The following is a 13,093-nucleotide window of genomic DNA, read 5'->3' as shown; positions in this document are numbered from 1 at the left end:
CGGGACGCGGACCGCCCTGGCCGGGGCCGGGACGAGCCGCCGGGCGCGGCGCGGGAGCCGGGGCCGACGAATACGGGTTGTTGCCGACGCGCGGAGCACGCGGGCCGGGCTTGGGGCCGGGACGGGGACCCGGGGCCTTGGTCGGCGGCGTGGGAGCTGCCGACGCGGCCGGGGCCGCAGGTGCCGGTGCCGGCTGGGACCGCCGGGGGCGGGGGCCGGACTGGGACGCTCGGCCGCAGCCGGTGCGGGGGTCTCGACCGGGGCGGGACCCGGCTTCGGGCCGCCCGGCTTGGGTGCGCCGGTCTGGGGTGCGCCGGTCTGGGGTGCGCCGGTCTGGGGCGCGGTGGACTGGGGTCCCGGGGTGGGACGACCCGCCGCCGGCGCTGCCGGGGCGGCTCCGGGCTTCGGCGCACCGGACGGCTTGGGTCCGGGTTTGGCCGACTGGCGAGGACCGGGTGCCGACGACGAACCGCCGTCCTTGCTCGCCCCGTCCTTGCCTGGGAATGATTCACGCAGTCGACGGGCCACTGGGGCCTCTACCGTCGACGACGCCGATTTGACGAACTCGCCCTGTTCCTTGAGGCGCTCGAGCACCTGCTTGCTCGTCACGCCGAGCTCTTTGGCCAGTTCGTGCACGCGGGCTTTGCCTGCCACTGCTCTCCTTTGTTGGAGGCCAAGCGGCTAACCCGCTACGGCCTCGATTTATGTCCGGTACATGCTCATCGTGGGGACTTCACGGTGTGCTCATGTCTTCTGCAACCTGTTCCGGCTCCGAGGAGCCATCTTTTAGTGGGTGATCACGCCGAGCTGTTCGGCGAGATCTTCCGGGTCCGCGGTCAGACCGGGGGACCGGAGTGCCGCGGCGAAGGCCCTGCGTCGCGTCGCGACAGAGATGCACTCCGCCCTCGCATGCAACCAAGCGCCACGTCCCGGCATGGTCTTCGCGGGATCGACCACGAGTCCGGTGGTGTCGTCACACTTCTGCGCGACGACACGAACCAATTCGGTGATCTCTGCCCGTTGCCGACAACCGACACACATCCGGACGGGCCTGTGGTTGGTTGACGTGCGGGGGGCGGAACGCTGAACCATCGATCAGTCTAGCGCGACCGGGCCGATCGCGAACAATCGGCTGTCACACGCGTCACTCGGCGGCTCCTTCGACCGCGGGCGCGGCGTCGGAGCGGATGTCGATCCGCCAACCGGTCAGCCGGGCGGCCAACCGGGCATTCTGCCCTTCCTTGCCGATGGCGAGGGAGAGCTGATAGTCGGGGACGACGACGCGGGCCGCCTTCGCGGCCGCGTCGACCACGGTGACCGATACAACCTTCGCAGGCGACAGCGCATTCCCGACGAACACCCCGGGATCGGTGTCGTAGTCGATGATGTCGATCTTCTCGCCGGCGAGTTCGCTCATCACGTTGCGCACGCGCTGTCCCATCGGGCCGATACAGGCACCCTTGGCGTTGAGCCCGGCCACACCGGTGTGGACGGCGATCTTGGAGCGGTGGCCGGCCTCGCGGGCGACCGCGACGATCTCGACGGAGCCGTCCTCGATCTCGGGCACCTCGAGCGAGAACAGCTTGCGGACCAGGTTCGGATGGGTTCGCGAGAGCGTGATCTGGGGTCCGCGGGGGCCGCGGCTCACGCCGACGACGTAGCACTTGATGCGGTCACCGTGGGTGTAGACCTCGCCGGGTACCTGCTCGGCGGGCGGGATGACGCCCTCGGTGCTGTTGGCGTCGCTGCCGATCTGCACCACGACCATGCCGCGGGCGTTGGCGCGGGAGTCCTGCTGGACGACGCCGCCGACGATTTCACCCTCGTGGGCGACGAGGTCACCGAAGTTCTTCTCGTTCTCCGCGTCGCGCAGCCGCTGCAGGATGACCTGGCGCGCGGTGGTGGCCGCGATCCGGCCGAAGCCCTCGGGGGTGTCGTCCCACTCGTGGACGACGTCGCCGTTCTGGTCGACCTCCTGCGCCATCACCCGGACGGCACCCGACTTGCGGTTGATGTCGACGCGCGCGTGCGGCGCGAAGCCGTCGGTGTGACGGTAGGCGGTCAGCAGGGCGGTCTCGATGGCGGTGATGACCGTCTCGATCGAGATGCCCTTGTCAGCCTCGATCATGCGCAGTGCGCCGATGTCGATGTTCATGCGGTCTGGCTCCTATTCACTTGTCCCCCGCTTTTCACTTGTCGCTGCTGTTCTCTCGTCCGTGGTTGTTCAGTTGTTCAGTTGCGTCCGGTCTCGCGCCCGCCGGCGTTCGATCTCGTCGGCGTCGAGGCCGCAGAGTTCGAGCTCGGTCACGCTCGGCTGCGAGAAGTCGACCTGCACGACCGCTGTCGTCACCGCGTCGAGCGGGACGGACTCGACCGCGATCCGCCCGCGGTGGTTCATCACGATCTCGATGGTCTCCCCGGTGAGCCTGCCGATGCGGCCCGTCACGGAGCGGGCCTCACTCCCCTCCCGCGCGGCCACGTCGACGGCGACGCGGCGACCGGCGTTGCGGCGCCAGTGGCGCGGAAGGGTCAGCGGACGGTCGACCCCCGGCGAGGTCACCTCGAGGACGTAGGGGTCGCCTTCGGCGAGTTCGGGATCCGCGTCGAGGACCTCGGAGATCCGGTTGGACAGGTCGGCGAGGACGTCGAGGTCGCTGCCGCCGTCGCGGTCGACGACGATCGTCAGTTCGTCCTGGCCGTCGCGCCGGTTGACGGTGACGTCTTCGAGGTCGAAACCTTGCTCTGCGACAAGCTTTTCGACGAGTTCACTCACCTGCGGCGGGCTGATCGGCATGCCACTCCCCTCGTCTTCAGTTGTCGGGCCGTGCCTGGTTTCGCACGTCGTTGCTTGACACATCCTAGTGGATCGCCGGGCGTGCCCCGACCACCTCGGTTTCGCGGCTGGCATCATGTGTCGCGTGACCACATTGGATCGGCGCACCGTGCTGCGCGGCGGACTCGTTGCCGGGGTCGCGGTGGCCGGCCTGGGCGTTGTCGGCGTGTCGGGCTGCAGCACCGGGCCGTCGGAGGAGACCGTCACCGCCGAGCGACTGGTACCCCTAGTGCGGAGCGCTCTCGCCGACGAGAAGAGCGCTCGCTCGCTCGCGACCGCCGAACCCGGGTATACGGCGGCGCTCACCGTCGTGGCCGATCAGCGCGCCGAGCATGGGCGGGCGCTGCGGGAGGAGATCATCCGTCTCGACCAGGAGGTCGCGGCGACCGTCGACGAGCCGCAACCCTCGACGTCACCCGCACCCGCCGCACCGCCGACCCTCGTGAGCCTGCGGGCCGAACTCGAGCGGTCGTCGGGTGAGGCCCGTGATGTGGCGATATCCCTGTCCGGGTACCCGGCCGGACTGGTCGGATCGGTCGCGGCCGCCGTGACCTCGATGCGAGAGGTGCAACTGGCATGACCACACCCGTCCCGTCTCCGTCGCCCGTGGCCGACAGCGGCGATCCGCTCGCCGTCGCCGCCGGCGCCGAGAACGCCGCGATCTTCGCCTACGGGGTGATCACCGCGTACGTCGCGGCCGCGCGTCGTCGCATGGTCGACGACTACGCCGCCGAGCACCGTGCCCGTCGTGACGAGATCGACCGGACGATCTCCGCCGCCGGTGGCACCCCGCCGCTCGCCGCGGCGGGCTACACACTCCCCGTACAGGTGACCGATCCCGAATCCGCCGCGCAGGCCGCACTCGCGGCCGAGGTGGATTGCACGACGGCATACCGGGCCCTGCTCGAGCAGGCCGATGACGAGGCCGGCCGCCGGATCGGCGTCGACGGCCTGTCGGACTGCGCGGTCCGCGCCGCCACCTGGCGGGCGCTGCTGCAGAAGACCCCGGTCACGGTCGCGTTCCCGGGGTCGCCTGTCTCGGGTTGATCACAAGCAGGGGCTGATTCTCAGGCGCGGGCGGCCGCGACGATCGCGTCCACCGCCCCGTCTACGGCCACCTCCGTGGTCTCACCGGTGAAGCGGTCGCGGATCTCGATGGTGCCCTTGGCGTAACCGCGTCCGACGACCACCACCGTCGGCATGCCGAGGAGCTCGGCGTCCTTGAACTTCACGCCGGGCGACGCCTTGCGGTCGTCGAGGAGAACCTCGAGTCCGGCGGCATCGAGATCGGCGGCGAGTTGCTCGGCACCGGAGATCGCGGCCTCGTCCTTGTTCGCGATGACGAGGTGAACGGCGAACGGCGCCACGGTCTTCGGCCAGCGCAGCCCATTGTCGTCGTGCGACTGCTCCGCGATGACCGCCACCAGACGTGACACGCCGACGCCGTAGGACCCCTGGGTCAGCCGGACCGGCTTGCCGTTCTCGCCCAGCACGTCGACCTCGAAGGCATCGGTGTACTTCTGGCCGAGCTGGAAGATGTGCCCGATCTCGATGCCCTTGGCGCTCACCAGCACTCCGGCGCCGTCCGGCGACGGATCGCCGTCGCGGACCTCCGCGGCCTCGACGGTGCCGTCGGGCGTGAAGTCACGGCCGGCCACGAGGCCGACGTAGTGGCGTCCGGGCTCGTCGGCACCGGTGATCCACGACGTGCCGTCGACCACACGCGGGTCGACGAGATAACGGATACCGTTGGCGGCCAAGGCCTTCGGCCCGATGTACCCCTTGACGAGGAACGGGTTGGCGGCGAAGTCGGCGTCGGTGAGCAACTCGACCTCGGCCGGCTCGACGGATGCCTCGAGACGCTTCATGTCGACCTCGCGGTCACCGGGGACGCCGACGCCGACGATCTCCCAGTCCTTGCCCGGCGCACGCAGTTTCACCATCACGTTCTTGAGGGTGTCGGCCGCGGCGAACTCACCGTCGAGGGTCTCGTTCGCCCACGTCACCAAGGTCTCGATCGTCGAGGTGTCCGGGGTGTCGTGTGCCACGGCCTCGGGCAGGCCGTCGATCGGCTTCGGTTCGGGCGAACGCGTCACGACCGCCTCGACGTTCGCCGCGTAACCCGACTCCAGGCACCGCACGAAGGTGTCCTCGCCGACCTCGGACTCGGCCAGGAACTCCTCGGAGGCGCTGCCGCCCATCGCGCCGGACGTGGCGGAGACGATGACGTACTTGATCTGCAGGCGTTCGAAGATCTTCTGGTACGCCTCGCGATGCAGGTTGTAGGCCTTCTTGAGGCCGTCGTCGTCGAGGTCGAAGGAGTAGGCGTCCTTCATCACGAACTCGCGACCGCGGAGGATGCCCGCGCGGGGCCGTTCCTCGTCGCGGTACTTGGTCTGGATCTGGTACAGGATGACCGGCATGTCCTTGTAGGACGAGTACTCGCCCTTGACCAGCGTCGCGAAGAGTTCCTCGTGCGTGGGCCCGAGGAGCATGTCGGCACCCTTGCGGTCCTTGAGGCGGAACAGCGCGTCGCCGTACTCGGTCCAGCGGTTGGTCGCCTCGTACGGTTCACGCGGCAGCAGCGCCGGCAGCAGGATCTCCTGGCCGCCGATCGCGTTCATCTCCTCGCGCACCACGTTCTCGATGGCCTTGAGGACGCGCAGACCCAGCGGCAGCCAGGAGTAGACACCGGGCGCGACGCGGCGGACGTAGCCCGCTCTCACCAGCAGCTTGTGGCTGGGCACCTCGGCATCGGCCGGGTCGTCGCGCAGGGTCCGCAGGAACAGGGTCGACATGCGTGTGATCACGACAAACCAGCTTAGTTATGGTGTTCCGGTGCTCGTCATCCTGCCTCCCTCCGAGACCAAATCCGACGGTGGGCACGGGGCTCCCCTCGACCTGGACACGCTGTCGTTTCCGGAACTGAACCCCGTCCGCAAACGCATCGGTGAGGCCATCGTCGATCTCGCCGGCGACCTCGACGCGAGCCGCCGGGCCCTGGGTCTGGGGACGACTCAGCTCGCCGAGGTCGACCGCAACGCCGACCTCTGGCTCTCCCCCACCCGCCCGGCCATCGAGCGCTACACCGGCGTGCTCTATGACGCCCTGGATCACGCCTCGCTGACGAAGGCGGGCAAGACCAAGGCCGCCGAACGCCTGGCCATCGGATCGGCACTGTTCGGTGTGGTGCGCGCCGCCGACCCGATCCCCGCCTACCGGCTGTCGGGTGGTTCGAAGCTCCCCGGGATGCCGACGCTCGCGTCGATCTGGAAGCCGGAACTGTCGCCGGCCCTCGACGCCGTGGACGACTTCGTCATCGATCTGCGGTCGGGCGTCTACCAGCAGCTCGGCCCCGTCCGCGGTGCGGTCACCGCAACGGTGATGACCGAACAGCCCGACGGCTCACGCAAGGTCGTGAGTCACTTCAACAAGCACTACAAGGGCCTGATGGCCCGCGAGCTGGTCCGCACGCGGCGGAACGTGCGGGACGTCAACGGTCTGGCCGCCGTACTGTCCGACGCGGGCCAGCGCGTCGAGATCGCCGCACCCGATCAGATCGTGGTGCTCACCGACTGATCGTCGGTCACTTGTCGACGCCCGCGTCGGCGGCTTCCTGGGCCGCCTGCCCCTCGGCGACCTGCTCAGGGGTGAACCGCATGAACAGGACCACGATCGCGGCGATGACCGCGATACCGGCGCAGGCCGCGAAGGCGAGACCGTAACCCTCCGCCTGGGCCGCCAGCTGGGCGGGATTCATGGTCTCGACCGGTTCGGTGGTGCCGCCCCTGGACAGCGCCCGCGACGTCACCAGCGCACCGACCACGACCAGACCGACAGCACCGCCGAGGTTCTGGGCGACCTGTGCGAGGGCGGTCAGCGGACCGATCTCATGGGGTCCGACGCCGGCGACCACGGCCAGGGTCAGCGGGATCACCGCGAGCCCCACACCGAAGCCGATCACGACGACCGGGATGAAGATGCCCGGGAAGTAATCGGGCGCATCGGTGGCGATCGACGACGCATAGAAGCAGCCGGCGAGGATGACCGCACCGCCGACCAGGACCAGCCAGCGGGGCTGGACCATCAGGGCGAGTTTCGACGCGATCGCCGCGGCGATTCCGAGACCGAAGGCGAACGGGACGACCGCCAGACCGCTCTGGATCGGCGAGTACTTCAAGATGCCCTGCAGGTAGAGCGAGATGAAGACCGCCATGCACATCATGATCATGCTGGCGAACAGGATCGCCAGCAGTGCCGCGACGCGTGAGCTGTTGTCGAACAGGGAGAACGGCAGGATCGGGTTGGGAGCGCGGCGCTCGACGATCACGAAGGCGATGAGTGCCAGTGCGCCGAGCACGAACGAGACGATCACGACCGGCGAGTCCCACCCGTTGGGCCCCTCGTTGACACCGAGCACCAGCAGGGTGCAGCCGAGGGTGCCGAGCACCGCGCCGGGGACGTCGAGGGGCAACCGTTCCCCCTGCGACTCACGCAGCGCGAGCATCGCACCGATGACGACGACCAGTCCGATGGGCACGTTGATGAGGAACACGAGGCGCCACGACACCTCGGTCAGCACACCGCCGAGGATCAGCCCGGCCACCGAGCCGACACCCGTCATCGCCGCGTAGATCGCGAAGGCCTGGCTACGGGGTTTACCCGGCGCGAAGGTGGTCGCGACCAGCGCCATCGCGGTGGGCGCGGCCACCGCCGCCGACGCGCCCTGCAGCGCGCGGCCGACGATCAGGCTCGCCTCGTTCCACGCCAGTCCGCAGAGCAGTGAGGTCAGGGTGAACGCCACGACGCCCACCATGAACATCCGCTTGCGACCGAAGGTGTCGCCGAGACGGCCACCCAGCAGCATCAGCCCGCCGAAGGCCAGGACATAGCTGCTGATGACCCAGTTCGCGCTCGATTCGGAGAGGCTCAGGGCATCGCGGATGCGTGGGAGTGCCAGCGCCGCGACAGTGCCGTCGAGCACCATGAGAAGCTGCATTCCGGACAGCACCAGGATCGGCAGTCCGAAGACCGGACGGAACTGGGAGTTGTCCACAGCTCCAGCGTGCACGGATCCGGGAGTCGACATAAGGCACGACGGTACCGGCCGAGCGCGCCGATGTGCCAATCCCCGTTGGTTCGGTGTCCCCGCTCACCCGATGTCCGGGCTCAGGAGCCCTCGGTGAACCCGGCGACCTCACCGATGACGACGATGGCCGGCGGGCGCAATCCCTCCGCCGCCGCGACCTCGGCGGCATGCGCGAGGTCGGTGCGCAGCAGGCGCTGCGTCGGCAGGGATCCGTTCTCGATCAGGGCGACCGGGGTGTCGGCGGGCCGGCCGGCCTCGAGCAGGGCGTCGGCGAAGAGGTCGACACGCTCGACGGCCATCATCAGCACGAGGGTGCCGCGCAACCTGCCCATCGCCGACCAGTCGATCAGCGAGTCGGGATGTCCGGGCGGGACGTGGCCGGAGGCGATGACCACCTCGTGGGTGACGCCGCGGTGGGTCACCGGGATGCCGGCCGATGCGGGTGCGGCGATCGAGCTGCTGATGCCGGGCACCACGGTGACCGGCACGCCGGCGGCGACACAGGCCTGCAGCTCCTCGAAGCCGCGGCCGTAGACGTACGGGTCGCCACCCTTGAGCCGGACGACGAACTTGCCCTCCTTCGCCTTGGTGACGAGGACGTCGTTGATGGCCTCCTGCTTCATCGCGCGTCCGTAGGGCACCTTCGCGGCGTCGATGACCTCGACCTGCGGGCCCAGCTCGGCGAGCAACTCGGGCGGCGCCAGCCGGTCGGCGACCACGACGTCGGCCTCGGCGAGGAGCCGCTGGCCGCGCACGGTGATGAGGTCGGGGTCGCCGGGACCGCCGCCGACCAGCGCGACGCCGGGGGCGTGCGGTTCGGCGTCGTCGACCGACAGCGAACCGTCGGCCAGGGCGCGGCTGATCGCGGCGCGCAGGGCGGCCGACAGTTTGTGGTCGCCACCGGCGAGCACGCCGAACTGTACGTCGCGGTGCCGGCCGGAGGCGGGGGTGACCGCGGTTCCGTACCGGGCGTCGTCGGCGCGGACGCAGAAGGTGTGGCGGCGTTCGGCCTCGGCGACGACGGCCGCGTTGACGTCGGGATCGTCGGTGCACGCCATCACGTACCAGGCGCCTTCGAGGTCGCCGTCGGCGTACGCGCGGCGGGTCACGGTGATCCCCTGGAACGACTCGACGGCCGGCGTGGGGTCGACGGCGATGACGTGCACGACGGCTCCGGCCGCGATGAGGTTCGGCAGCCGTCGCTGTGCGACGGACCCGCCGCCGACGACGACCACCCTGCGGCCCGCGAGATCGAGGCCGACGAGATAGTGACCAGACATGGGAGGTGACACTACCGGGCGGAGACCTGGCCCTCGGTGTCCAGCCGGTGTGATCTAGAGCGGCAGCTCGCCGGTGCGGCGGATGTGGCCCCAGATGTCGGCGGCCGGGACGCCGAGCCGGTGGGCGGCCGACTGGATCAGCGCACCGAGCAGCTTGGAGCTGCAGTAGGCCGCGTCGAGCGCGTCGTCGGCGCCGGTCCGGATCTCGTTCCACCAGGCCGGGTTCCGGTCCGCGGCCGCCTCGGCCATCAAGATCGCCGTGACGAACCCGGAGTCACAACCGCACGCGTCCACGGAACTCCCGATCTCATCCATCCCGACCGGCTGCACGAGAGTCATGCCCGGCCCCGTGCCCGCTCGCGCTGCAGGGCGCGTTCGCGCGACGCCTCGAACTTCTCGACCTTGATGTTCATCTGCTCGAGGAAGTCGGCGAGCAGTTCGCGGTAGTGCTCACCGAGCGGACCGAAGTCGTCGCGCTCGAAGATGCGCCACTTGCGCAGCACCGGCATGACCACCTCGGACATGTGCTGCGGCAGGTCGTAGATACCGCCCTTGGCGATCAGCACCGCGTTGCGCCGGAAGTTCGGCATCGTGGCGCCGGGCATCTGGAAGTTCGACACGATCGCGTAGATCGCAGCCATCGTCTGGTCGGGAACCAGGTCGAGGGCGCCGGCCACGATGTTGCGATAGAAGAGCATGTGCAGGTTCTCGTCGGCGGCGACGCGCTGCAGCATGCGGTCGGCGATCGGATCCCCGCAGGCCTTGCCGGTGTTGCGGTGCGAGACGCGGGTCGCGAGTTCCTGGAAGCTGACATACGCCACGGCGAACAGCATGTCGAAGCTGTGGTCCCGCTGTCCGTCGTCCTCGGGCAGCGGATTGAAACCTGCCGTCATGTGGGCCATCCGGATCTCTTCGAGTTCCACCGGGTCGACGCCGCGGGTGACGACCAGGTAGTCGCGCATGACCACGGAGTGGCGGTTCTCCTCGGCGGTCCAGCGGCCGACCCACCAGCCCCACGCGTCGTCGAGGCTGAAGTTCTGGGCGATGACGCGGTGGTAGGACGGCAGGTTGTCCTCGGTGAGCAGGTTGGTGATCATCGCGGCCTTGGCGGTCTCCGACAGCTGCGACTGTTCGGGGTCCCAGTCGATGCCGCCGAGCATCGCGAAGTTCCGGCCCTCGTCCCACGGCACGTAATCGTGCGGGTGCCAGTCCTTGGTCATCCGCATGTGACGCTCCACCTCGGTCTCGCACACGGGTAGCAGTTCGCGCAGCAGGTCCGATCCGGTCATCCCGTTGTCGATCGTTTCGGGTGGTCCGATGAGGGTGGTCACTTGCTCTCCTGGTCCGAAGTTCGGGGTGGACAGGCGGATCGAGAATCCGTCGACAACCACTCTGCTCCCGGAGACGGGTGTTGCTCGTGGGGAGAAAGTCCCGCATCCATGGGGCCCGACGTCGCGAATCCGGTCGGGACGCTGTCGCCCGCGACACAAAGTCACTGTCGCCGGCGACACAGCATCGCGTCGTGAGTTCTCGCAGCTGAGACGGTCCGGTACGTTCAGACCATGGCTGACGATTCGACCCCCGCCCCGGTCCGCGTCTACCTCGTCGACGACCACGAGCTCGTCCGACGCGGACTCCGCGACCTCCTCGGCACCGCTGACGACATCGAGGTCGTCGGCGAGGCCGCGTCCGTCGGTGAGGCACTGGTCGGCATCCTCGCGACCAAGCCCGACGTGGCGGTCCTCGACGTCCGTCTGCCCGACGGCAACGGCGTCGAACTCTGCCGCGACGTCCGCGCCGCCGACCCGAACGTGAAGTGCCTGATGCTCACGAGTTACGCCGACGACGACGCCCTGCTCGCCGCGGTCCTCGCCGGCGCGTCGGGCTTCGTGCTCAAACAGATCCTCGGCCACAACCTGGTGGCCGCGGTCCGCACCGTGGGACAGGGCGGTTCGCTGCTCGACGACCGGTCGACCGCTGCCCTGCTGGCCAAGTTGCGCGACGGCAAGCAGGCCGAGAAGGACCCTCTCGCGGAGCTCACCCATCAGGAGCGTGAGGTGTTCAACCTCATCGGGGAGGGTCTGACCAACCGGCAGATCGCCGAACGGATGTTCCTGGCGGAGAAGACGATCAAGAACTACGTGTCCCGCATCCTCGGCAAGCTCGACATGCAGCGCCGAACCCAGGTCGCGGTGATGGCGACCAAACTCCGCGACCCCAAGGGCTGATCCGCGGAGCCGACCGGCGTCAACCGATGAACGGCACCGACCAGGTGAGGGTCGTCCCGCCCTCGTCGCGGTTGCCGCGCGGACGAGTGACCACGCTGAACGTCCCGTCGCAGTCCTCGGCGCGCCGGGTCAGGTTCTCCAGACCGCGGTAGGTGACGTCGGTGCCGATGCCGACGCCGTCGTCGGTGATCTCGACGGTCAGCACGTCGTCGGCTCGGACCGCCACCGCGATGTGGTCGGCCTGCGCATGGCGCAAGGCGTTGCTGAGCCCTTCGCGCAGCACCGCGTCGATGTGCGGTCCCAGCGTGTCCGGCACCACGGTGTCGACGGGACCGTCGAACTCGACACTCGGCGAGATCGACGCATGCCCGGACAATTCGGAGACGACGTCGAGGACGCGCCGACGCAGGGTCGAACCGTCGGCGTTGGCCGTCGCCGTCTGCAGATCGAAGATCGAGGTCCGGATCTGCGCGATCGTGCGATCGAGGTCGGTCATGATCTGTTCGAGACGCGCGGTGGCGGCAGCGGGATCGGTCGATCCGGCCAGCAGGGTCTGCACCGACATGCCGACGGCGAAGAGCCGCTGGATGACGTGGTCGTGGAGATCCCGCGCGATGCGGTGGCGGTCCTCGAGCACCTCGAGATCGCGGGCGATCTGCTGCTGTTCGGCGTAGACCACCGCCAGCGAGGCGATCTCGGCGACACCGGCCAGTCCGGCGATCTCCTCCTCGTCCCAGTACGGCCGGTCACGATGGGTGATGAGCATCCAGCCGAACGCTCCCGACGCCCGCTGCAGCGGTTGCACCGACGTCCAGCGGGCCCCGCGGCGAACCAGCGACGGCGCGATCGAGCCCGCGTGCAGGACGGCCAGGGCGTTCGCCGGCGGTGCGGTGAAGCTGTCGATCTCGAGACGGTCACCGGTGTGACCACGCAACTCCACCTCGCCGTCGAGTTCGGTGAGGAGGAAGACGTCGACCGCGCCCACCAGGTCGGCGACGTCGACACACATCCGGGACATGGTGTCGGACAACGCGATACCGGCCAGTGGTTCCGAACCGCGACGGGCCAGCACCTGCATCCAGCGATGCCGGGTCCGTGCGCGTTCGAAGAGTCCGGCGTTGTCGATGGCGATTCCCGCGGCCACCGCGAGTACGGCGACGACCGTCTCGTCGACCTCGGAGAAGTCGTCGGCCGAACGTTTCTCGGTGAGGTAGATGCTGCCGAACACCTCGCCGCGCACCAGGATCGGCGCACCGAGGAAGGTGTGCATGGGCGGGTGATTCGGCGGGAACCCGACCGAGGTCGGATGTGCGCCGAGGTCGTGGATGCGGTGCAGTCGTGGGTCGTCGATCAACAGCCCCAGAACGCCCCGGCCCACCGGCAGATGCCCCATCGTCGCCCGCTGTGCATCGGTGATCCCGATGTGGACGAACTCGCTGAGACCACCGTCGGGACCGCGCACACCCAGCGCTCCGTACTGCGCATCCACCAGACCGGCGGCCACCTCGACGATGCGCTGCAACGCGCGGTCGAGTTCGACGCCCTGCCCGACGACGAGCACGGCCTCGAGGAGCTGACGCAGCAGATCGGGGTCGTCGGCACCGTGGGTGGCCAACGCGTCAAGGGTCTCGCGCAGTCGGCGTGCCGTCATCGGGGAACCTGC

13 protein-coding genes and 1 pseudogene are annotated in these 13,093 nt (G+C 69.2%); 4 read left to right on the top strand and 10 right to left on the bottom strand.

Annotated elements, in window-relative coordinates; translation table 11 throughout:
• The 4 genes and pseudogenes from GOAMI_RS22585 to rimP form a co-directional block, all read right to left on the bottom strand.
• A pseudogene (locus GOAMI_RS22585) lies at positions 1–654 on the bottom strand (translation initiation factor IF-2 N-terminal domain-containing protein); the annotation flags it as partial.
• Between the two features lie 132 nt (positions 655–786).
• On the bottom strand, positions 787–1,041 hold the full coding sequence (locus GOAMI_RS10170; protein WP_040004736.1) for a YlxR family protein: 255 nt from the start codon (positions 1,039–1,041) through the stop codon (positions 787–789).
• Positions 1,042–1,144: 103 nt separating this feature from the next.
• On the bottom strand, positions 1,145–2,155 hold the full coding sequence (nusA, locus tag GOAMI_RS10165; protein WP_006436405.1) for a transcription termination factor NusA: 1,011 nt from the start codon (positions 2,153–2,155) through the stop codon (positions 1,145–1,147).
• 69 nt (positions 2,156–2,224) lie between these two features.
• Positions 2,225–2,794: a ribosome maturation factor RimP gene (gene rimP, locus GOAMI_RS10160; protein WP_006436404.1), complete on the bottom strand. Its 570-nt coding sequence runs from the start codon at positions 2,792–2,794 to the stop codon at positions 2,225–2,227.
• A gap of 115 nt (positions 2,795–2,909) precedes the next feature.
• On the opposite strand from rimP, the gene GOAMI_RS10155 reads away from it, so the two are divergent.
• Positions 2,910–3,413 (top strand): hypothetical protein, encoded by a 504-nt coding sequence (locus tag GOAMI_RS10155; protein WP_051995400.1) that lies wholly within the window; start codon positions 2,910–2,912, stop codon positions 3,411–3,413.
• On the top strand, positions 3,410–3,880 hold the full coding sequence (locus GOAMI_RS10150; RefSeq protein WP_006436402.1) for a ferritin-like domain-containing protein: 471 nt from the start codon (positions 3,410–3,412) through the stop codon (positions 3,878–3,880). Before GOAMI_RS10155 ends, GOAMI_RS10150 begins: the two co-directional genes overlap by 4 nt.
• Positions 3,881–3,900: 20 nt before the next feature.
• On the opposite strand, the gene GOAMI_RS10145 is transcribed toward GOAMI_RS10150, so the two are convergent.
• Positions 3,901–5,631, bottom strand: a complete 1,731-nt coding sequence (locus GOAMI_RS10145) for a proline--tRNA ligase (protein WP_040004739.1) — start codon at positions 5,629–5,631, stop codon at positions 3,901–3,903.
• Here GOAMI_RS10145 and yaaA point away from each other — a divergent pair.
• On the top strand, positions 5,630–6,412 hold the full coding sequence (gene yaaA, locus GOAMI_RS10140; RefSeq protein WP_174324725.1) for a peroxide stress protein YaaA: 783 nt from the start codon (positions 5,630–5,632) through the stop codon (positions 6,410–6,412). The genes GOAMI_RS10145 and yaaA overlap by 2 nt on opposite strands.
• Positions 6,413–6,419: 7 nt before the next feature.
• On the opposite strand, the gene GOAMI_RS10135 is transcribed toward yaaA, so the two are convergent.
• From GOAMI_RS10135 to GOAMI_RS10120, 4 genes are all read right to left on the bottom strand, one after another.
• Positions 6,420–7,922, bottom strand: coding sequence for a DHA2 family efflux MFS transporter permease subunit (locus GOAMI_RS10135; RefSeq protein ID WP_040004735.1), 1,503 nt, complete (start codon positions 7,920–7,922; stop codon positions 6,420–6,422).
• 80 nt (positions 7,923–8,002) lie between these two features.
• Complete coding sequence (gene cobA / locus GOAMI_RS10130; RefSeq protein WP_006436398.1) at positions 8,003–9,202, bottom strand: uroporphyrinogen-III C-methyltransferase; 1,200 nt, start codon at positions 9,200–9,202, stop codon at positions 8,003–8,005.
• 54 nt (positions 9,203–9,256) lie between these two features.
• Entirely contained in the window at positions 9,257–9,541 is a 285-nt protein-coding gene (locus GOAMI_RS10125) for a hypothetical protein (protein WP_006436397.1), read from the bottom strand.
• Positions 9,538–10,533, bottom strand: a complete 996-nt coding sequence (locus tag GOAMI_RS10120; RefSeq protein WP_006436396.1) for an acyl-ACP desaturase — start codon at positions 10,531–10,533, stop codon at positions 9,538–9,540. The genes GOAMI_RS10125 and GOAMI_RS10120 overlap by 4 nt, the downstream gene beginning before the upstream one ends.
• A 231-nt stretch (positions 10,534–10,764) precedes the next feature.
• On the opposite strand from GOAMI_RS10120, the gene GOAMI_RS10115 reads away from it, so the two are divergent.
• Positions 10,765–11,430, top strand: a complete 666-nt coding sequence (locus tag GOAMI_RS10115; protein WP_006436395.1) for a response regulator — start codon at positions 10,765–10,767, stop codon at positions 11,428–11,430.
• 19 nt (positions 11,431–11,449) lie between these two features.
• On the opposite strand, the gene GOAMI_RS10110 is transcribed toward GOAMI_RS10115, so the two are convergent.
• Complete coding sequence (locus GOAMI_RS10110) at positions 11,450–13,081, bottom strand: GAF domain-containing sensor histidine kinase (RefSeq protein WP_006436394.1); 1,632 nt, start codon at positions 13,079–13,081, stop codon at positions 11,450–11,452.
• Positions 13,082–13,093: the final 12 nt, after the last annotated feature.

The organism is Gordonia amicalis NBRC 100051 = JCM 11271, assembly GCF_000332995.1.
Taxonomy (GTDB): domain Bacteria; phylum Actinomycetota; class Actinomycetes; order Mycobacteriales; family Mycobacteriaceae; genus Gordonia; species Gordonia amicalis.
Note: the sequence above shows the minus strand (reverse complement) of the source record. Positions and strands in the feature narration are given on the sequence as shown.